Here is a 21690-nt window from a genome sequence, read left to right on the forward strand (position 1 = left end):
ACGAAGATCCCGGCAGGCGAAAAGCCAATTCCGTCTGTCGGGACCTCATAATTACTTCTTCAGCTGCGCAAGACGCTCAGCAACCTGCTCAGACATCTCAGTGTACTTCGCAAGCTTTGCCTTCTCCTCCTCAACCTTTGCGGCCGGGGCCTTGCCTACGAACTTTGGATTGGCGAGCATTCCTGATGCACGCTTGATCTCTCCGGCAAGCTTTGCAGCCTCCTTCTCAAGTCGCTCGATCTCCTTGTCGATATCCACAAGCTCCTCAAGAGGAATGTATACAGCAGCATCGTGGATCAGTGTTGATACTGCGTTCTCATCGATTCCTGTCTTGTCCTCCTGAACATGTACCTCGCTGGCATATCCCAGTGTCGCAAAGAAGCTCTTTGATGACTCAAATATATATCTCACGTCCTCCTTTGCAGATACGACATAAACCTTTGCCTTTCTGCTAGGTGGTACGTTCATTCCTGTACGGAGATTTCTGATCGCGCGGACTGCCGCCTTGATGGTGTCAACAGCTGCCTCGTCAGTCTCGAAATTCCACTCATCTGTGTACTCAGGCCACTTGGAGATCATGATCGACTCCTCCTCGTCCTGAATGTTGCAGAAGATCTCCTCTGTGATAAATGGCATGTATGGATGAAGAAGCTTAAGTGCCTGGATAAGAACTGTCTTCAGTGTCCAGAGCGCTGCTGCCTTTGTCTCATCCTCATCATTGTAAAGACGAGGCTTAACCATCTCGATATACCAGTCACAGAACTCCTCCCAGATGAAGTCGTATACCTTGGATACCGCGATACCAAGCTCGAACTTCTCCATGTTGTCTGTCATCTCTTTTGCAAGTGTGTTGACCTTGGACAGGATCCAACGGTCAGCTATTGTCAGGTCAGACAGCTTCACATCTGAGAAATCTGCCTTCTCCATGTTCATCATGATGAAACGTGTTGCGTTCCAGATCTTATTTGCAAAGTTTCTGGAATTCTCAACTCTCTCCCAGTAGAAACGCATGTCGTTTCCAGGAGCATTTCCTGTGATAAGTGTCAGACGAAGAGCATCTGCGCCGTACTTATCTATAACCTCAAGTGGGTCGATACCATTTCCAAGGGACTTACTCATCTTACGTCCCTGATCGTCTCTTACAAGTCCGTGGATCAGCACATGCTTGAACGGGCTCTTGCCTGTCTGCTCAAGTGCTGAGAATACCATACGGATTACCCAGAAGAATATGATGTCGTATCCGGTTACAAGCACGCTTGTAGGATAGAAGTATTCATACTCAGGTGTCTTATCCGGCCAGCCAAGTGTTGAAAATGGCCACAGCGCAGATGAGAACCATGTATCGAGCGTATCCTCATCCTGTGTGAGATGTGTGCATCCGCACTTTGGACATACTGTAGGTGTCTCACGGCTGACGATGGTCTCGCCGCACTCGTCACAGTACCATGCAGGGATTCTGTGTCCCCACCAGAGCTGTCTTGATATACACCAGTCACGGATGTTCTCAAGCCAGTGGATGTATGTCTTGTCAAACTGCTCAGGCACAAATGAGAGCTCATCGGTCTTGATGATGTCAAGCGCAGCCTGACCCATCTCCTTCATGCGGACGAACCACTGAGGCTTGATCATAGGCTCTACTGTTGTCTTACATCTGTCGTGTGTTCCTACGTTGTGGCTGTGTGGAACTACCTTTACAAGAAGTCCAAGTGCGTCAAGATCTGCCACCATCTGCTTTCTTGCCTCGTATCGGTCCATGCCTGCATACTTACCGCCAAGCTCATTGATGGTTGCATCATCGTTCAGTATATTTATCTCCTCAAGATTGTGACGCTTTCCGACCTCGAAATCGTTAGGGTCGTGAGCAGGTGTGATCTTTACACATCCTGTTCCAAACTCCTTGTCAACGTATGGATCTGCGATAACCGGGATCTGTCTGTCTGTGAGTGGCAGCTCCAGCATCTTTCCTACTATATCTGTGTATCTCTCATCGTCAGGATTTACTGCAACGGCTGTATCTCCGAGAAGTGTCTCCGGTCTTGTGGTTGCTATCTCCACAAATCTTCCAGGCTCTCCAACTACAGGATAGTTGATATGCCAGAAGAATCCGTCCTGCTCCTCATGTATAACCTCAGCATCTGATATGGAAGTCTTACATACAGGACACCAGTTGATGATCCTTGAGCCCTTGTAGATGTAGCCCTTCTCGTACAGTCTTACAAATACTTCCTTGACTGCCTTGGAACATCCCTCGTCCATGGTGAATCTCTCTCTGTCCCAGTCAGCGGATGAACCCATCTTCTTGAGCTGGCTCACGATACGGTTGCCGTACTCTTCCTTCCATGCCCATGCATGCTTTAAGAACTCCTCACGGCCGATCTCTTTCTTATCTATTCCCTGCTCCTTCAGCTTCTCTGTAACCTTAACCTCGGTTGCGATGGCTGCGTGGTCTGTACCAGGCTGCCACAGTGCTGAGTAGCCCTGCATTCTCTTGAATCTGATAAGTATATCCTGCATTGTATTGTCCAAGGCATGTCCCATGTGGAGCTGTCCTGTTACATTTGGAGGTGGCATTACGATCGTAAATGGCTTCTTGCTCCTGTCAACCTCTGCGTGGAAATACTTCTTCTCCTCCCACTTTCTGTAGAGTCTGTCCTCTATCTGGGAAGGATCATATGTCTTCTCTAACTCTTTCATCTCATTCTTCCTTTCTATTCTTCCTGATCTCTTACATGTTGATATATACTTTTACAAAATTTTTCACAAAAAAACCCGCTCTCCGGACATTCTGTCAGAAGGGCGAGTAAATATTCGCGTTACCACCTTGTTTTGTATCTCATCTTATCCTATAACGGGAACGCCCCGGCATGGCCTATCCTTATCATGATCTTTCAGCCATGCAGCTCAGAAGCTACCTTCACAAGTCTCTGTCAGGAACGGTCTCACAGCCCACGAACCATTCTCTCTGTCTGACTCCACATGCTACTCCTCTTCGTCACAGCATTTGCATATATCTTCTTTATTCATTGTGATAGTACAACATAGGCTGGCTGTACGTCAAGCACAAAGTCATCCTATCTGGTTTCTGAACTGATCCTTGAGTGCACTCAGGATGGAATTCATACGCCTGTCATAGTCCTCTATGTCGCCGTGCATTCTGTTGTACACAGCCTTCTGGACTTTGTTGTATATGGACATCTCATGTACATCCTCCTTTGAATCAGCGATCTCGTTCATCAGATCGTCCAGGAATCCGGCCGGCATACCGCGCTTTCTTATCTCCCTCTGGAGTGTCGCCGTGTCCACTGTCACCGCCATTACACAGAAGTATTCTATCAATGACTCATTGTTCTTATTCAGCGCAAATGCTCTGATGAAAGCATCCTTTGCCTCCTCAAGCTGAAGATTGCCCGCCAGCGCAACGCCTTTGTTGTGATATATATTTCCAAGGAACTCATCGTACTCACCATGTGACTCCTTGTACTCTATGATGTCATCGTATATGGCGTCAGCCTTGATGTAATGCTTGTACATCATGTAGCTGTCAGCTCTCTTCTTGTCCAGCTCATACGGCTTGAGAGTCCTGATCCTCTTGCACTCGTCCATGAATTCCTTCACTTCATCCTTGCTGTAGAACTCACCAAATGTAAGTATCTCCACCATGATATCCTGGATATACGCATTCTTGGCATTGAGCGCGTCTATCTTGTCTGCAAGATCCTCCATGTCTATGGCCGTTCTCAGCCAGGTGCTGAGTCTGTCCGCAAGGTCGTCTTTACCTATGAGCACCATATTGTTGAATATGTAGTAGCACAGCTCCTCATATGAATATATGGTTATCTTCGTATTGAGGAATGTGTACGGATTGTCCGCTGTCTTTGTCTTACAAATAATAATTCCACTCATATGTGTATCACTCTCCCGGATCAAAATGCTGTCCTCTGAGGTATGACGGGATGCTGAACGCACTCTGCTCATACTCATCGGAATCTTCGTCATCCAGATCCTCTTCATCTATGGTTTCTTCATCGTCCGGCTCTGACTCGTCGATCTCAGTCTCGCTGTCATCTGCATCGTCTGTAATGTCATCTGATTCTGATTCGTCATCATCTACCTCATATGCAGCATCCACTGATTCCGTTTCGTCATCATCTACCTCATATGCAGCATCCACTGATTCCGTTTCGTCATCATCAATTTCATCTGAAATGTTCTCAGGATCAGAGACCGCATCATCTTCTAACTCTTCAGCCTCCGTCATATCCCCCGCATCGTCGTCAATCTCTTCCACAACATCCTCTGCTTCCGTTCCGAAATCATCCGGCTCTTCCACAGTCTCCGGCTCCACAGGTGACGCTGTTCCGTAATATACCACAGGCTCTTCATGTACCTCCGGCTCGGCTTCCACCGTCTTTGCATTACCATGCTCCACCGCCGGATCTTCGCCTCTCAGTTCCTCGGTGTCACCCATGCGTATCCTGAGCTTCTCTTCCCTTCGTGCCGCCTCAAGCTTCTCCGCATGCTTTCTCCTGATGGCTCCTATATCAAATTCTTTTCTGTATATCTTATTTGTGGTAGGATACAAACTTCCAAATCCAAGATCACGGATGACTATCGCGCCCTTATCCGCACCATAATACTCCACTGATATCGACAGCTTTGTCGTCTTCTTTGGTCTCGCCGGAAGTCCGTATATCTCCACAGTCTCCCGCCATTCTTCCTCAGTCAGTATATCCTGGTATACGATCTGTATCCTTCTTGTGTTGTCGAGGAATACCTCTATGCTTCCGCGGGTGTTGAACCACTCAAGCCCGCCGTATGCTATCGGCCAGAACGTCTTCTTCTCATCCATGAGATTTATTCCGATATTTGTCTTGACCGTCTGCTCCGTATCTATAAAATATCTGCTGAGCGCCTCCGTGTACACACCGCCAAGCGATCTGTAACATGCACCCTTTGTATATATATTCTGTCCAACAAATACCCTTCTGCCCTGACACAGAACCGCCGCCGACTGCTTCATCCAGTTGTCAGCAAATCCTATTCCCGTGAGGAATACAGAGGATATAAACACCTGTGACATACATTCCTTAACTATATCCGCAAATGCCTCATCCATATCCTCATGGTATTTTCCAAATCTTTTCATGTTCATCCTGTCATGGAAGTTCACATGCTCAACGGTCACTATCAAAGGATATTTCCTTGTCATATCTATCCTGTAAAAATCCAGCCCGCTCCTGCCGAAATCAAACAGTCCCACGCTGTTATTCCTGAGCGGCTCAGGCTGTGCAAATATATAGCACAGGCCACTGTCCAGATGGCTCACTATATTAAACTGGTCATGGGTCAGACGGAGTGCCGACTTAAGTCCTCTGACTGCAGCTATGATGCGCGGATCTGTGTCAGCCACTGTGACTGTCAGTTTCTTTATCACAAAACCCTCAAACTGCTCGGTAAACTGTCTTATATGCAGTATCATCATCTTCACAAGAAGATCTCCCGCCTTATAATTACGCCCCGCAACTTCTATATTCTCATTTCTCAGGGTACGCTCATACACCTGATCCACAACCGTTCCATTTTCCTCGAACCTGCAGGCTGAAGCCTTCGCCCCTGCACACCAGCCAGCCAGATCTATGAACTTGTAAGCTTCACTCTGTCCGTCATCCGACTTTTTGTTGTACGCGCTGTAGAACATGATGTTAGGGAGCATATATGTATCCCTCGCCTCCTTGTGGTACACCGATTCCGGCTCCCGCGTGTCAACATTATAATAACTAAGCTGTGTATATTCCGGGTCAAGATCCAGACCCAGATATAACTGTGTGTCAGACATAAATTATGCCCCTCCTTGTGAAAAATCAAAAAGTTAAAGCAACATCAAATTGGCGTCGAAGAAATGGCTGTTGTACAGATATGTGTCCATTGCCTGTATGAGCTCATGGTCATTTCTTGTCTCCTGGCTAACCAGCATGCTATTGATAAGTTCAAAGCTGCTGCTTCCATCCTTATGGAATGTCTCATTTTTGAGTATGTCGCTCTCAACCACGACTGAAGTTCCAACCACTCCATCGATGGAGTAGACAAGCGACTCTCCGTGGAATACGACAACTTCCTTAACATACACTCCCGGAATTATCTCATTCATCCTCTCGGATTTGTAGTTTGCCATACTGCTGCTCTCCTGTCCAAAGCTGTAGCTGACCCATACCTGCTTTCCGCTTTCACCCTTGAATATGACATATGTCTTGAATCTCATATCCCCTGGCAGCTTTACGATCGACTCAAATTTTCTGAAGAACGGAAGTATCTTGCTGTATTCTATAAACTGTTTTACATTTGCCTTGATCCATTCCTGCTGCTCCTCAGTGTATCGTCCACTTCGGTTGCTAAAATAATACAGCAGGCTCATTCTGGATATCTCGTCCTTTATATTGCCCTTGGCGATCTCCTTGTACAGATCCTCCATTATATATGAAGGGATCTTCTGATCCTTTATAAAATACTGGTGCGCGCAATATCTGAGGAAAGCTTTCACCACCATGCCTCGGCTGCGGCCGCGATAGTACACCTCAAATATATCGTATATGGACTCTATATATCCGTCCGCGAACATCATCTGTGCGAGTATGTTCTCAGACAGCATATCAATATTTCTGTAATTTGAATTGACCGACTTGAAGAGATTTGCCATCTCCTCGAGTGATCCGTTGTAATTGTTGATGAGATATGACAGTATCTTCTGTCCGGCGTACCCTCTCCTGTATATATACACGCATATGGATATGAGCAGCCTGCTCTCATCGTATCTCTTGTCATCGATTCCAAACTCGGCTATCTTGATCAGCTCATCTATATCCACATCCACATAGCCAAATCTGTACATTCCCTCAAATGCATTCTCATACATATCCAGAGCTATATAATATGTATTTATCCTGGAAGCATATGAAGGATCCACGTAATCCAGATCTATCTTGGACAAATATTTTCCGAGAATGTCCGCATCGAAATTCTCATGATAATACTCAACCATATGGGTAAGCGCTTCCTGTCTCACCCTGTAGCTCACCTCAGGGCAGAGTGCGATATCTCTGGCAAGATTTATCTCCTTTGCATCCCTGTGTGTAAATATATCTATATCGTTGTAGAGGAACAACAGGTATCTGTAATCCCTTGGACTGTACTCGTGACAAATGTCCAGATAGCTCCTCTCGTCTACGATCCTCTCCATTCTGTACTGTACGGTGCTCACATATCTGCCGCCGTTGTCATCCAGAAGTGTGACTATGGCAGACGGCGATATTATCTCTACATATGCCTCACCATTAACCACCGGAACCTTGACCTCTCCGCCAAGCTCACTGTGGGATACCAGTATGTGTGTTATATTCTCATTATCACACACGAACTTTCTCTTGAAGATTATGTTGATGAGCTTTGTGGCAAATTCCGGTTTCACCGTATCAGGATCAAGGAATTCATCGTATATGACTGTCAGGTCATCGCTCACATTTCCCTGAAGTATCATCTTCTCCATGAAACGCTCAATGGCAGGGACAAAATCCCTGTACACCGACTTCTGGTTCTCCTTGTTCATGATGACATTTGCATATATATACGCCAGCTCCTCGTCCGTCAAAACGTTCTTGTAACTGAAATATCTGAGTATAGCCTCCGGTATCTCATCGTAGTGGTTTTTGTCCATGCTCCTGATAAAGCATTCATTCAGGCCAACATACTTGAGATCCTTGTCCGATGCGTCACTGTAATATCTGTGATAACACGGATCGTACATCTTATTCTTGATCAGTATTCCACAAATGGCATCCAGAGTCGTCCTGTCATGCCTCATATCGTATATCTGCTCAAGCATCTTAAATGCCTGCTCGTCAAAATCCTTCTGTCTCGAAGCAGTCTTGACAAACTCCACGATGACATCCTCTGAGACAAATTCATTTCTCATGCCCCATCTGAGGGCTGCGATCTCAAGCGGTGCGATCTTCTTCATCATGAGAGGCTGCTTATTGAACATGTCGCATATCTCAAAGTATATTACCGGACTGTTTACACCTGAGTTAAACAGCTTCTGTATATCCTCGTAGAGAACCCATTTGTCCTCTGTATAATTCACATCCACAAATAACAGTATCCAGAAATAGAACAGTCTGTTCTTGTCATTTGCCTCAAATCTTTCTCTGACCATGGCAGCAGTTCTGTCTATGATGAACTTCTCCCTGCGCAGAAGCGACTTCAGGTAACTGAGATAACACTTCTCCATGTCCTCCATGCTTGTGAAATTGGCATCCGCATCTATTCTCAGAAATTCCTGCTCGACAAATTCCGTGTGTCCCTCCAGGATCTGCATATGGAGCAGTCCCAGCCTGTACATGCCATACTCCGGTCTGTATTTTATAAGGGTGTTCAGGGCATCCCTGGTCTCAGCTATGTACTTCTTCAGATCGATCTTGTCTGTTCTGAAGTCAATATATGCACGGATCAGAGCCTCCTCCGCCCTCTTGATGGTGAATCTCGTCTGCCTGCTCTTTGGAGTCATCTTGATGACCTCAGGCTTTCTGATGCTCACCTGTATTTTCATATTCTGATAAGTGTTCCATATATAAATGTAACCCGATGACTCCCCGTCGTGGATCTTCTGCGGATCTATGAGGAAACTGAGGTCAAATGTGTTGCCATCGAAGCTGTTCCACTTCAGCACGCTGGTCTCCGGTATGAGGAAATCGCAGTCCGATGCTATCTTGGTATTCGTGTAGCCCCAGGTGTTCTTGGTGATCGTAACCGATGCCCTTACCAATTCGGATGGCATCTCAACCAGCAGATCGTTCTGAGCCACGGACAGTGTGAGTGCCCTCTTCTTGTGTGTATACACAAGGAATTCCTCCATGGCCTGTCCTATGGACAGTGACATTCCCAGTGTGTCATACACCCTCTGAAGTTTTTCATCCCTGCCTATAAAAGTGCGCACAAAATCCTCGCTTCCGAATATCCTTATGGCATCCTCCCAGTTCTCCTCTGCATATGCTGCAAACTGGAACAGATCCTCGAGCTTCTTACCCTCGACCTGAATATATGGAGCGACTATAGCTATATGATAAGGGATGATAAACTCTCCCCCATCAGTGATTATATTTATATGACCCTTGAAGGATTTGCCTTGCTCGATTCCTCGGGCGTCAAATGAATAGCTGACTCTGTTCTTCCTGCCCACAAATGTGTGGCTCTTGAAATCCAGTATATAGCGGCTGTCGTATACCATCAGTTTCACTGCACAACTGTTTGAAGAATCCACTGTAAACTCTCCATCATACACAGTTCCCGCCTCGATATTCAATTCTATCTTGCTGACTGATATGGCTACCGCTGGTCTGTCAACCTTAAACTCACCACGAGCATACTGTTCAACTATTCCCTTCATCGTCTGGTCTCCTGTATCTATTTCTATTGTCTTTTTGTCAAAAATCACTCATAGTGGTTGTATTTGAAGCTTCCAATCGGTATAATTGACAAAAAGACATATATTCAGATTATAACAAAATATTGTCTCTTTTTAAACAATATATACAGAAAAATAACTTAAAACAACTGAAAAAGGGGTTTTTTTATGAAAAATGGGGTTATCAATCTAAAAACAGAGAATCTCCTCAGTCAGGTCGAAACTGTTCGTGCAGATCTTAACATGAATCCACTGGGAGTTCCCGAATCTGTTACTAAAGCTATTGCGGACAACATGAGTAAGTTATCAGTATACCCTGATCACAACACAAAGAAATTAAAGGAAGCCATATCCGCATACTCCGGAGCAAAGACAGACGACATAATCGTCGGCGGTAGCTCCTATGAATTTGTCAAGATACTGTGCGAATTTACCTCGCCTAAGAAAGCTATCCTGATAACACCTGGAGCACAGAATTACGAAAAGCTGCTCTCTATGAACGGCTGTGAGATAATCTACTACTCCACACCTGAGGAGGAGGATTTCACCCTCGATATCGCAGATTTTATATCGAAGTTGTCAGAGGACATCGATATTATATTTATATCGAATCCTAATGGTACAACATCACAGATAATCGATGCAGAGTCTTTGGAATTTATAGCCAAGATATGCGATGGCAATAACATAACCATGGTCGTTGACGAGGAATACATGGATTTTGTTGATGATCTGGAGAGTAATTCTGCCATTCCTCTCACATCGGAATACGAGAATGTTATCGTGCTGCGAAACACAACGAAATTTTTTGCAGTTCCCGGACTCAGGCTGGCATATATGATCACATCGAATCCTGTTCTCAAGAAAACACTTGAGATCACCGGACTGCCATTTGCGATAGGCAAGCTTGTGGAGGCCGCCGGGGTCGCCATGTTCACCGACGAAAAATACATTGCCGAATCAAGAGAGCTCATCAGAACCGAGCGCAACCTTGTGTACTCGGCACTGTCCACCCACAAGTCGATCAAGCTGTACAAACCGGCCGCCAACTTCATACTGATCCGTATCCTGAGGGATGCTATTTCCGCGGGTGATGTGGTGGATTACTGCATGCCAAAAGGTCTTTATATACGAAGCTGTGCTGATATAGGCGGACTTGACAACAAATACATAAGATTCTGTTTTATGAATCCAAAACAGGATGACCTGCTGGTCAACACCGTGCTGGAAATAGTCTAGGAAATTACTGTTTTATTTACAGACAACATAATAATAGAAAAGGAGAATTTAAACTATGGAAAACATGACAACCAAGATCACATCGTCTTATAATAATGCACTGGACATCAAGGTAGTTGACGGACATTTTGCAACTAACCATTCCCACATCAACAGATACATCGATATGACAACCATCAAAAGCAGAAGAAAGATGGCTCTCGCTGCTGCCAAATCCATGGCTACAGAGTATGTTGCAACAACGATCGTTGACACCATCGTCTGCATGGACGGAACAGAGGTTATCGGTGCTTACCTTGCAAATGCCCTCACAGAGAACGGTATCGTGTCCATGAACCAGCACCAGACCATATACATCATGACACCTGAGGTTCATTCTTCAGGCCAGCTCATATTCCGTGATAACCTTCAGCCAATGATCAAGAACAAGAACGTTCTCCTTCTCCTTGCATCGGCAACCACCGGCAAGACAATCAAGCAGAGCATCGAATGTATTGAATACTACGGTGGAAGCATCTCAGGAATATCAGCTATCTTCTCAGCTACAGACGAGGTTGCAGGCCACGAGGTTCACTCTCTGTTCAGCAAGAAGGATATCGACGACTATGCTTCTTATTCCGTTGGCGAGTGCCCTATGTGTAAGGCCGGCAAGAAGATAGAAGCCATTGTCAACAGCTATGGTTATTCGATGCTGTAATACCACAGAAACAACGCAGCCTTTCCCTCGCCGCTCACATAAACTAAAACGGCTGCCTCGATGGCATATGGCCTTTCTTACCGAAAACCACATACCATCAGGGCAGCCGTTTATTTTATATTATTCTATTTCCCAAGATAAAATTTCTTTGACCTTTTATGATATACGATCACTCCGGCCAGTGCACCGATCACCGCTGCCACAATAAACCATGCCCATGTCGGCACATCTTTGATATTGTAGCATCTGATGTTGATCCACATCTGGTTGATATCCTTGGTGGCATCCTCATCGAAATACTCCATGACCGCACTTCTCTCTATGGCGTCCTGTGACGGATACTGAGCCCCAAGCTGTCTGTCGACCTGTTCCGCAGGAGCTCTGAGAACGTAGTCAGGATCTGAGTTGTCCCCTGTGAAGAAATATCCAAGTGGATAATCAACAACATCCTCCTCGTCATCCTCTGCACCATAAGTGTAATCCAGATAAGAATATACCGTATCGTCATCCCCACCTGCTATGACTGAGGTATAACCAATGTAATACATGTTGCGGACTGCATTGTCAGGTCTTGACACAAAGTTGATAAACGCCTCGGCCGCCTGCTTTCTGTCAGCGTCACCGTCTATTCCATTTTTCAGCATGACCCATCCGTCAAAGTACAGATTTGTGCACTCCTCAGGGACCGCAAAGTCAAGCTTCACACCATCCTCCTCAGCCTGATCCATGGCATAAACTGCATCTCCTGACCACTGGTAATTCGCAACAACCTTTCCTGTTATCATGTCTGCCTTACCGCTGTCAGTCTCAAATGAATACACATTATCCTTTATGTCCTGAAGAAGATCCTGTGACTTTGCTATAGTCTCAGGACTGACATCGTTCATGATATCCTTGAGCTGCTCTGAGTAATCATCCTGAGCCCTGAATTCAGTGTCCATCAGCTTGTCCCTCTGCAGTGCTCCGACTGCGGCAAAGTAGGAATCTCTGACATTGTCTTTTATGGTGATCTGTTTTGCAAACTTAGGGTTGTTGAGGACTGTCCATGTTCCCGCCTCGTCAGCGGTCATCTTCTCCGGATTGTACAGAATTCCCGTAATTCCAAACATGAAGCCAGCTGCATATTTGCTCCAGGTCTCTCCATTTATCTCATGCGTCTCAAATGTATCTCTGATGTATGGCGACACACCATTTATATAATAATTCTTGTCGTTGTTCTCATCGAAAAAGTCATCGGACAAAGGCTCAAGCTTGTTCTCAGACATAAGCTTCATGATCATGTACTCCGAAGGACATACAAGATCATACACATCGCCGAGAGTCAGCATATTATAGAGATCCTCATTGGTGCCGAAGCACGAATACTGAACATTCACCTTCACACCATAATTCTCGTAATACCAGTTCTCGAAATCCTCCACCATGGAATTCTCACCAAATATAGTTGTTCCATTGTCCAGTTCCAGGGCTTCGTCTTCATCCCAACCACCCTCGTCAATGTACTCTTCCCAGCTGCACACCCTGAGAGTGACCTCTTTTTCAGTAGCAGATGCGCCGTCACTCTTGACAGAAGCAGCATCTCCTGTATCCTCCGCTGCCATTACCGGCAGCATCTGTCCGGCAAGCAATGAAACAGCCATGACTGCTGCCGCCAGCTTTCTGGAAATCGAACGTCCAAAACATCTATGTCTTATCATCGCTCCACCTCTTTCTTTCTTCCGGCCACATTCATAGCCACAACGATTATGACAACCAGTGCAAATATGACTGTTGAGAGCGCCCACAGGGCTGTCTTAACTTCCGTCTGTGAACCTTTTGTCGCATTTACAACGTAAGTACTTATGGTGTCAAATGTCGCAGGCTTGGTGTATGTCGCGATGAAGTAATCATCCAGTGACAGTGTAACAGCCAGCGCAAATCCCGAAATAATACCCGGAAGTATCTGAGGTATCACTACCTTTGTGAGTCCCTGGAAAGGTGTAGCTCCCAGATCTAACGCAGCCTCATACAGACTGCTGTCCATCTGCTTGAGCTTTGGCACCACTGACAGATATACGAAAGGTGCCGACAAAACCACATGGCCGATGACAAGTGGAACATAGCTGTCCTTGCTCATGCCAAATGCAACTATGAGCAGTATACATATAGAGAAACCTGTCACAACATCTGCATTTACAACAGGCACCTCATTCATGGCATTTATCGATGCTGAAGCCCATTTTTTTGAATAAAAAGCACCTATGGCACCGAGTGTTCCGAGTATGGTTGCTATCAGTGCTGAACCTGCGGCCAGAAACACAGTTCCAACGATCATTGACCTCAGCTCGTCCTTGGTGAACAAAGTCACATAATTGTGAAGCGACCATCCGTGAATGCTTCCGATATTTGCCGATGTTGTAAAGCTGTAAACAGCCAGTATCAATATAGGCATATATATGAGAAGAAGCATAATGCATATAAATATAATCTTAGACCATTTCTTCATTATAACAACGCACCTCCTCTGCTTCCGCCGTCGTCATCCGTGTACTTGTTTGTCACAAGTGTGAATACAAGTATTATCACAAGAAGGACGAGTGCTATCATGGAACCGCCGTTCCAGTTGTATGCTGAGAAGTAGCTTCCTATCAGACTACCCATGATGTATGTGCTGTTGTAAAGCATGTCAAGCACAACATAGTTAGTCATAGATGGCAAAAATACCATAACTATTCCGCTGACGATTCCCGGAACGGTGAGCGGAAGTGTGACCTTGACAAATGTCTGGAAGCTATTTGCCCCAAGATCCACAGCGGCCTCCATAAGGCTGCCGTCAAGCTTCAATATGGTTGTGTATATAGGAAGTATCATAAATGGCAGAAAATCATATGTCATTCCTATAACCGAATTGAGAAACGGGTGGAATGCCAGATTGCCCTCTATAACCGTGAGTACCTCCTTGAGTGCTGTGATCCTCAGTGTGAAGTTGATCCACATCGGAAGCACGAACATCATGACAATTACCGATTTCCTTTTCATCTCACTTCTCGCAAGTATATATGCGATCGGATATGCCAGCAGCAGACACACCAGAGTAGTCACTATGGCAAGCAAAAAGCTGTATGCCAGAGTACCTATGGTGTTCGGGCTGGTAAAGAATCCCGTCAGATTGTCAAATGTAAACCTGCCCTCGCCGTTGGTGAAGGCATAATAAATAATTACAAACAGTGGTGCAACTACAAAGCATATGAGAAATAATGCGTATGGGATGCCCAGCTGTTTTCTTGAAAAACGTAAGCCGTTCATGTTCATCCCTCCATCTATTTCTTAAGTGAAAACTTCATCTTATCCTCTGGAATTATCAGGCTGACTCTGTCCTCCATGTTCCACAGGTACTCGTCATCCACGATAAAGTCCTCCTCATTGTCAGTTCTCACCACATAGCTGTAGTGGTCTCCCTTATATATAAGATTGATGATATGTCCGCAGATTATACCAGCTTCCTCGTCATCACTCATGTCGATATCCTCTGGAAGTATAGATACTATTACCTTGATCTTCTCACGGTCTATCGCCTCACCATTTGCATCCACCAGCACGCCATCCTTCATGGCTGAACCCGGAACGATCTCCGTGAGGTCGCATGATACCTTACCGTCAAATACGCCGAGGGCATAATTTCTATTGACTGAGCTCTCAATCTTGTTGATTGCAGTCTCCGATATCATGATGTGTATTCCATCAGGTTCAACATTAAGGCCAACCTTGTCTCCAACCTTGGCGGACTTTGTGGTCTGAATAACTATCTCATTCCTTCCGGACTCAACGGTGATCTCATAGTGTACACCCTTGAACACAACAGATGTCACAACTCCCTTTACAGCGCCCTGTTCAGGTGTAGTGATCATCACATCTTCCGGTCTTACTACGGCATCCACCTTTGTTCCAATCTCCACGTCATCCAGACAGACAAATTCTGCACCACAGAATCTTACCTTTAACTTGCCCGTCATAATTCCGTTGAAGATGTTACTCTCGCCTATGAAATCCGCAACAAATGCATTCTTTGGCTCATTATATATATCTTCAGGAGTTCCTATCTGCTGTATCTCACCCTCGCTCATGACAACTATCTTGTCTGACATGGTGAGTGCTTCCTCCTGGTCATGTGTTACATAGATAAAAGTGATTCCCAGCCTGTCATGCATTCCCTTGAGCTCTATCTGCATCTCTTTTCTCATCTTGAGATCCAGTGCGCCAAGAGGCTCATCCAGAAGAAGTATCTCCGGCTCATTGACAAGAGCTCTCGCTATAGCTATTCTCTGCTGCTGTCCACCCGAAAGCGTGGCGACTTTTCTGTCCTCAAAGCCCTCAAGGTCAACCATTTCAAGGACCTTCTTGACCTTCTTCACGATCTCTGCCTTAGGAAGCTTCTTGAGCTTGAGGCCAAATGCTATGTTGTCAAAGATATTCAGATGTGGGAACAGCGCATACCTCTGAAAGACCGTGTTGATAGGTCTCTTATTTGGTGGAAGCTTGCTGATATCCTGTCCATTCAGTAATATCTCTCCTGAAGTAGGAATCTCGAATCCTGCTATCATTCTAAGTGTCGTGGTTTTTCCGCAGCCTGAAGGGCCTAAGAACGTGACAAACTCGCCTCTCTTCACTTCGAGGTTAAAGCCGTCAACTGCTGTGAATCCATTGTCATAGGTCTTGACAATGTTTTTCAATTCAATGATATTGTTGGAATTATTGTTGTTTTTTTCCATTTATTTCCTCCTTAAGTATCGTGACATACTCCGTCACTTACTTACAGTGCCCCAACAAAGCGCATTTGTCATCTGCCATTCCAAATGGACGACAAGAGCGACCGCCCCGCCGTCAGCGGACAACAAATCCACGCTCCATGTATCACTGCTGTATATCTCACCAGCCCGGGGAGCAAATAACGAAAAGCCTATCTGATAGCTCTCCTCGCATGAGCACAACTTTATCTTGCCCTCATACTGTCGGGGAATCAAAAACATGTTAAGAAAAAACCCCTTTATGATACCGGGTGATGGCATGGATCACGGTTAGTAGCCCTATCCACCTGCCTCTCCATGTCGAGATACATTTTAAGGCACGGTATCCAGGGTAAAATAGCTAACAGACTTCCTATTTTTCCCAAAATCCATGAAGATCATTCTGCATTTTATGCAGAAAAATCGACCCTGTCTCCAAACATTCCGCATATTCGCGGCTGCATCCCTGCAATTTGAAACAAAGTCGATTTATTCTAACATATAATCATTGGTAATGATATATATTTTCATTTAATTCTTTAACAAAACAGGTCGTTACCTGTTATTTCATTCTGAACAATTCCGGAATGACTCAAGAGGCAGTCACATTTTACTGAATCCATCAAATCCGAATCGCTATTCAGATAATAGCTAATAAATTCTAGATCAGAAGTACCGCCAGCTGCACCAGCGCTGACAGCCATATGAGAACCACCAGATATATCTTTGCCGCTTTTGTCATGTCGAACCTCCACACACAATAATCCATCACTCTTCAGGACATGCTATGCAAAACCTCAGAATATTCTGCAACACATTCTATATTTATTTTGTTCAATAAGAGTATTTTTATGCCTGAGTTCGGAAGTTTCCACAGTATCATCTGATAATCCTTCTTTCCGTTTTCCCATATTTCCATGTATATACATACGTAAGCTTCATCTGCCCGTGCTCTGACTGCCATTCAAGATGTCCGTCTTTCATCCGAAAATCTATGCCCAGCTTGTCCGTGTCTATCTCTCCTGGCTGGTATGCTCCATCTTGACCGTCACGAGATACATCGCTGATACCAGCGACCTCATATCTCACCTTCTCAACATCCGCCTCCACCTGCGCTTTGGCCATGTAACCAGCCGCAGAAAACATAGCCAGATCAAAAATCACGGATACAAAGCCAGCCAAAAATACAGTCATTATCTTCTTAAACAGATAGGTTCTTACCTTTCTGTCATCGACTGGTTCAAGTCTTCCTCTATATCTTCTATTGTCAGACTGTCTATAATATACAACTGCCCCAGCCACCCAGAATACAGCAACAATACACAGGCATATTCCAGGAATCGACACTCCGGGGAGCCAGCGCCACCACCCTACATAATACTTTATTACCACCACCGCAAAACAGAGTGCACATGCAGCCGTGATACATGCTGATATCACGCTATCCCAGTCCCTTCCATCAACGATGCAATAATCTTCTCGTTCTCTCGGCAGATTTTCCAGCACACAATTATATTTCCTTCTGTCATCTGGAACCTCATATCCGGCCTTGACCAGTTCTCTCAGATACAGCCATGCGTCCATGCAGGCAAGCCACAAACCAACCATAGGGCAAAATGTAATAACGCTGGTCACCATCATAACATCGCAAAATGTACTGACAATATCATCAAAAAACACACCACAGATCATTCCTGCAAGTGTAGGAACAGATACCACCACCGCGGTGATCAGAATTATACGCATTACGCGCCTGTCATATTTTATCTTCATACGTCTTTACCCCATTTTTGAACATCAAATAACTTACTATCTCTTACATGCACTACATCAATGCCAGCCCCACAAACATTTTAACTGCTGTCTCTATGATCTCATCCGGGAACTCGAATCCCGCCGTATGGAGCTGGGCATGATCCTCACCATCGCCTACGCCGAAGAATGCTCCCTTTGTCTCCTGCAGATAGTATCCGAAGTCCTCCGACCACCTCATCGGTTCAGCAAGTTCTGTAACCACAATATTCTGGTCAGCAGCACATTTTCTAAGTTTGTCCACATTCACAGCATGATTTTCCGTTGCCGGGAACCGCTCTATCTCCTGTATATCAAGGGTGAAGCCCCCATCGTCCGCAGTATTTTGTGCAATCTGCTTTATCTCATCCACATACCCGGCAAATACCTTTTCTCTCTCAGCCCTCACCGTCATGCGCAGCGTTCCTTCCGATGCAGCCACATCGTAATTGGCACTTCCAATATCCATTCCGATGAGCGTCATCCTGACAAATCCCCTGCTGAGGTTGTACTCCTCAGTAAGCTTCTCTATCTCCAGCAGCAGCCTGGCAAGCGCAGGCCCCGGATTCTTTCCCGCCTCAGGATATGCCGCATGGCTGGCTGTCCCTATCATATGTATCTCAAGCCCCGTTGATGCGCATGCAAATGTTCCATCTATCGTCAGCACATGATTTCTCGGATATCCCGGTATGTTATGAAGTCCATAAATCTCACCTATATTCTTCTCAATTATAAGATCTCTGCACAGCCTTGCCCCGGCACCGATCTCCTCGCCGGGCTGGAAAATGAAATAGACGTCCCTGTGTGTATTTCCGCATTTCTCCATTGCACGGGACAGCCAGACCGCAGCCCCACATAATATACTGCTATGTCCATCATGCCCGCAGTAATGTCCCGGCTTTCCATCCTGCCCACACACTGCATCCATGTCTGCCCTGAACGCGATCGGTGTTCTTTCTTCATCCCATATTCTGTCATCAGAAGATTTCAGCACCGCATAAAACCAAGCACCTCTATCCACGATCTCAAGGTCAGTATTCTCCCTGAGAAACGACATGAGCACCGCCTTAGTCTGCATCTCATGCATCGAAGCCTCAGGAATGCTGTGAAGCCTGCGCCTGAGGTCATATATCTTTGTCATCAGCTCTTTGTCAATTTCCATAACGCCTCCGTGCTCCTTCTCATCTATCACAGCCCAAGACACATCCTTATAATACCGAGTATCAGCATATGCACTGGATAGAACAGGTAATTCACCAGCTTATTCTGCCTGCCGCGCTTGCCATTGTATGTCAAAGTCAGTCCAAACCCCAACAGTGCCCACGGTTCCTTGAACATCGCCAGGTAGCAGAACGGTATTGCAATTGCGGACTTTTCATGAAATATATACAGGAAATATCCTATAAGTATGGCATGGTAGTCATAATCAACCGCAAGATTCATCGATATAAGACACACTATGGCAACTATCGGTATCGTTGCTATAAACCATACTGCCTTGGGAAGCTTCTCCATTTTTTTCCTCAGCACATCAATGATCCATATCATTGCCAGCACCATCGCCAATGTAAACATAATATTATTTGCATTCCATTCAAAGAATACGCCACTGGAGAACATGTCATAAGGGATCTCAGATATCACGCCAAATATAAGCAGCATTCCAAGATACTTCCACTTGTTTCTCGTATGAAAATATCCTTCCACCAACATATATATGAATATCGGGAAAGCTATCCGCCCCAGGACATCAAATACATCACTTACAGCCGATATTATTCCACCATCCAGATACGGATACAGCAATGTCTTATTCGTATGATCTATGAGCATTGAAATGAACGCTATATACTTAAGCTGTGCTCCGGAAAGCAGACCTATTCCGTTCAATGTTATTTTTCTGCACGTTTCACAAGTTGCACCCTCTGCCTGCTCAAAGTTATTTTTTATTTTATAATTATGAACTTTCATGCAATTTCTCCTTTGTTTTCCCAACATTTACTGATGTTTTAGTCCTAATAAGTACAGTAGTCGTTTTTAGGCCCCCGCACTGATGCACTACCACACTTTTCAACAGTGTTTTCACTATAAGTATAACATAACTGCATTGAATAACAGAGCTTAACTTTTTCTCAATACGCTTAAATTTATGACATTGCACATTTACATGTAGTCAGCATATTTGCTGGATAAATAAACAAAATACCAGTCTGCAAAATCAGATGTTTTTCTAATCTTTGCAAGCTGGTATTCGATCACCCTCTGTGTCAATCAGAGCATATGACCTATATGTTCAGATCGTATTTCTCCACCTCAAGTTCCACACATCCGTCAGTTTCAAATACAATATCCTGAGCATTGCGCGGTGTATATATAACTGTAGACAGCACCTGTTCTCCATCATTTACAAATATCTCTATGGAATTCCAATCCATCACTATTCTCATTTTTGAAAGTCCATTGCCATTCTTGATTTTGACCTTGCGCACACAGTTTGTATCACGTATCCATCCCGCAAATGTTCTGTCTATCTCAAGCATTTGTGTTCCCGGGGTATAGCTGACATTGGTTTCATGAATCTCATCCTTTGCAAAGTGCATTGTAAAATGTCCGCATTCAGCTTTCTTTATATCAACTGTCATATCGATAACTCTGCCGTTAATGCCTTCATACGTCTTCTCACCACGCAAAGTATCATTAACTACCAGCTTGTTCTGCCTGTATCCACAAAACTCTCTGACCGGAGTCTGAATCAGCTTGCCGTCAGAGATCATTAGTTCTCTTGGAACTGACATCATACATGCCCACTTCTGTCCACGTGGCAGCGTATTTACGCTGTCCCAAGACTGCATCCAGCCAATCATCACTCTTCGTCCATCAGGTGTTCTTATAGTCTGTGGTGCATAAAAATCAAATCCACTGTCCACAGATACTGCTTTTTCATACTTGAAAATATGTTTCTCTTCATCCACATCGCCTGTGAAGAATACCACGTTATTTCCATTGTGAAACTCTCCATCTGCTGACATGTCCTGTGGGGATACTATAAGCACCTTATGTCCATTCATCTCAAAATAGTCTGGGCACTCCCACACTGCGCCAAATCTGCCTGTTTCATCCTTTGCAAATACTGATTCAAATTTCCAGTTGTACATATCATCTGAAGAGAACAGTACAACCTGAGGGATTCCATCATATGTCCGGTTTCCAGCCAGCATATAGTACCTGCCGTCCGCATCCTTCCAGACCTTCGGATCTCTGAAATCAGCACGGCTGCAGTCCTCCGGCATGATCTTCCCATCAACAACAGGATTGCTGGATATTTTTTCATAACTAATTCCATCGCCTACAGCCATACACTGGTTTTGTATAACATTCTTAGTTCCATCAGCCAGTTTTTCCTCAACTACTCCTGTATAGAACAATACATGCTTCCCGTCATTCTCTATTGCAGTTCCTGAAAAGCAGCCAAATGCATCATAATCCGAGTCAGGTGCCAGTGCTGTTGGAAGCTCCTCCCATCTTATAAAATCATCTGAGGTGGAATGTCCCCAGTGCATAGGTCCCCACTCCGTGCTGTATGGATGGAACTGATAAAACAAATGTGCCTTTCCTCCATATATGGAAAATCCATTAGGGTCGTTTAACCAGCCCACCGGAGTTGTAAGATGGAACTCCGGCTTGTCTGCTCTGTCTACTCTGTTCTTTTCTATATATTCATCTGCCTTCTGGCATGTATACATACT

General features: G+C 45.0%; 14 protein-coding genes and 1 other annotated feature. Of the genes, 2 read left to right on the forward strand and 12 right to left on the reverse strand.

Annotated elements, in window-relative coordinates:
- Positions 1-51: 51 nt before the first annotated feature.
- From CCU_RS08150 to CCU_RS08165, 4 genes are all read right to left on the reverse strand, one after another.
- Positions 52-2694 (reverse strand): valine--tRNA ligase, encoded by a 2643-nt coding sequence (locus CCU_RS08150; RefSeq protein ID WP_015534254.1) that lies wholly within the window; start codon positions 2692-2694, stop codon positions 52-54.
- A gap of 95 nt (positions 2695-2789) precedes the next feature.
- Positions 2790-3005 (reverse strand) — a binding site (T-box leader).
- A gap of 61 nt (positions 3006-3066) precedes the next feature.
- On the reverse strand, positions 3067-3903 hold the full coding sequence (locus tag CCU_RS08155; RefSeq protein ID WP_015534255.1) for a hypothetical protein: 837 nt from the start codon (positions 3901-3903) through the stop codon (positions 3067-3069).
- A 7-nt stretch (positions 3904-3910) separates the two neighbouring features.
- Complete coding sequence (locus CCU_RS08160) at positions 3911-5836, reverse strand: DUF5716 family protein (RefSeq protein WP_015534256.1); 1926 nt, start codon at positions 5834-5836, stop codon at positions 3911-3913.
- A 33-nt stretch (positions 5837-5869) separates the two neighbouring features.
- Positions 5870-9436 carry a DUF5717 family protein gene (locus tag CCU_RS08165; RefSeq protein ID WP_015534257.1) on the reverse strand — a complete coding sequence of 1189 codons (3567 nt, stop codon included), beginning with the start codon at positions 9434-9436 and terminating at the stop codon, positions 5870-5872.
- A 186-nt stretch (positions 9437-9622) separates the two neighbouring features.
- Between CCU_RS08165 and CCU_RS08170 the strand changes: the two genes are divergently transcribed.
- Positions 9623-10693, forward strand: a complete 1071-nt coding sequence (locus tag CCU_RS08170; protein ID WP_015534258.1) for a pyridoxal phosphate-dependent aminotransferase — start codon at positions 9623-9625, stop codon at positions 10691-10693.
- Between the two features lie 55 nt (positions 10694-10748).
- On the forward strand, positions 10749-11390 hold the full coding sequence (locus CCU_RS08175; protein ID WP_015534259.1) for a phosphoribosyltransferase: 642 nt from the start codon (positions 10749-10751) through the stop codon (positions 11388-11390).
- Positions 11391-11515: 125 nt separating this feature from the next.
- Here the strand turns inward: CCU_RS08175 and CCU_RS08180 are convergent, their stop codons facing one another.
- The 8 genes from CCU_RS08180 to CCU_RS08215 all read right to left on the reverse strand — a co-directional run bounded on the left by CCU_RS08180 (position 11516) and on the right by CCU_RS08215 (position 21687).
- Positions 11516-13087: an extracellular solute-binding protein gene (locus CCU_RS08180; RefSeq protein ID WP_015534260.1), complete on the reverse strand. Its 1572-nt coding sequence runs from the start codon at positions 13085-13087 to the stop codon at positions 11516-11518.
- Positions 13084-13875, reverse strand: coding sequence for an ABC transporter permease (locus CCU_RS08185; protein ID WP_015534261.1), 792 nt, complete (start codon positions 13873-13875; stop codon positions 13084-13086). The genes CCU_RS08180 and CCU_RS08185 overlap by 4 nt, the downstream gene beginning before the upstream one ends.
- Entirely contained in the window at positions 13875-14675 is an 801-nt protein-coding gene (locus CCU_RS08190) for an ABC transporter permease (RefSeq protein WP_015534262.1), read from the reverse strand. The genes CCU_RS08185 and CCU_RS08190 overlap by 1 nt, the downstream gene beginning before the upstream one ends.
- Positions 14676-14689: 14 nt before the next feature.
- Positions 14690-16138, reverse strand: coding sequence for a polyamine ABC transporter ATP-binding protein (gene potA, locus CCU_RS08195; protein ID WP_015534263.1), 1449 nt, complete (start codon positions 16136-16138; stop codon positions 14690-14692).
- An 894-nt stretch (positions 16139-17032) separates the two neighbouring features.
- Complete coding sequence (locus tag CCU_RS08200; protein WP_015534267.1) at positions 17033-17926, reverse strand: hypothetical protein; 894 nt, start codon at positions 17924-17926, stop codon at positions 17033-17035.
- A gap of 52 nt (positions 17927-17978) precedes the next feature.
- Positions 17979-19136: a M20 metallopeptidase family protein gene (locus tag CCU_RS08205; protein ID WP_208896113.1), complete on the reverse strand. Its 1158-nt coding sequence runs from the start codon at positions 19134-19136 to the stop codon at positions 17979-17981.
- Positions 19133-19915 carry a TraX family protein gene (locus CCU_RS08210; protein WP_015534268.1) on the reverse strand — a complete coding sequence of 261 codons (783 nt, stop codon included), beginning with the start codon at positions 19913-19915 and terminating at the stop codon, positions 19133-19135. The genes CCU_RS08205 and CCU_RS08210 overlap by 4 nt, the downstream gene beginning before the upstream one ends.
- A 314-nt stretch (positions 19916-20229) precedes the next feature.
- Complete coding sequence (locus CCU_RS08215) at positions 20230-21687, reverse strand: glycoside hydrolase family 32 protein (RefSeq protein WP_015534269.1); 1458 nt, start codon at positions 21685-21687, stop codon at positions 20230-20232.
- Positions 21688-21690: the final 3 nt, after the last annotated feature.

Origin of the sequence: Coprococcus sp. ART55/1, assembly GCF_000210595.1 — a bacterium.
Classification (GTDB): Bacteria; Bacillota; Clostridia; order Lachnospirales; family Lachnospiraceae; genus Coprococcus; species Coprococcus aceti.

What these genes read in the sequence shown, in the direction of transcription:
- CCU_RS08150 (WP_015534254.1), bottom strand. Translation starts at nt 2,694, where the DNA reads ATGAAAGAGTTAGAGAAGACATATGATCCTTCCCAGATAGAGGACAGA.
- CCU_RS08155 (WP_015534255.1), bottom strand. Translation starts at nt 3,903, where the DNA reads ATGAGTGGAATTATTATTTGTAAGACAAAGACAGCGGACAATCCGTAC.
- CCU_RS08160 (WP_015534256.1), bottom strand. Translation starts at nt 5,836, where the DNA reads ATGTCTGACACACAGTTATATCTGGGTCTGGATCTTGACCCGGAATAT.
- CCU_RS08165 (WP_015534257.1), bottom strand. Translation starts at nt 9,436, where the DNA reads ATGAAGGGAATAGTTGAACAGTATGCTCGTGGTGAGTTTAAGGTTGAC.
- CCU_RS08170 (WP_015534258.1), top strand. Translation starts at nt 9,623, where the DNA reads ATGAAAAATGGGGTTATCAATCTAAAAACAGAGAATCTCCTCAGTCAG.
- CCU_RS08175 (WP_015534259.1), top strand. Translation starts at nt 10,749, where the DNA reads ATGGAAAACATGACAACCAAGATCACATCGTCTTATAATAATGCACTG.
- CCU_RS08180 (WP_015534260.1), bottom strand. Translation starts at nt 13,087, where the DNA reads ATGATAAGACATAGATGTTTTGGACGTTCGATTTCCAGAAAGCTGGCG.
- CCU_RS08185 (WP_015534261.1), bottom strand. Translation starts at nt 13,875, where the DNA reads ATGAAGAAATGGTCTAAGATTATATTTATATGCATTATGCTTCTTCTC.
- CCU_RS08190 (WP_015534262.1), bottom strand. Translation starts at nt 14,675, where the DNA reads ATGAACGGCTTACGTTTTTCAAGAAAACAGCTGGGCATCCCATACGCA.
- potA (WP_015534263.1), bottom strand. Translation starts at nt 16,138, where the DNA reads ATGGAAAAAAACAACAATAATTCCAACAATATCATTGAATTGAAAAAC.
- CCU_RS08200 (WP_015534267.1), bottom strand. Translation starts at nt 17,926, where the DNA reads ATGAAGATAAAATATGACAGGCGCGTAATGCGTATAATTCTGATCACC.
- CCU_RS08210 (WP_015534268.1), bottom strand. Translation starts at nt 19,915, where the DNA reads ATGAAAGTTCATAATTATAAAATAAAAAATAACTTTGAGCAGGCAGAG.
- CCU_RS08215 (WP_015534269.1), bottom strand. Translation starts at nt 21,687, where the DNA reads ATGTATACATGCCAGAAGGCAGATGAATATATAGAAAAGAACAGAGTA.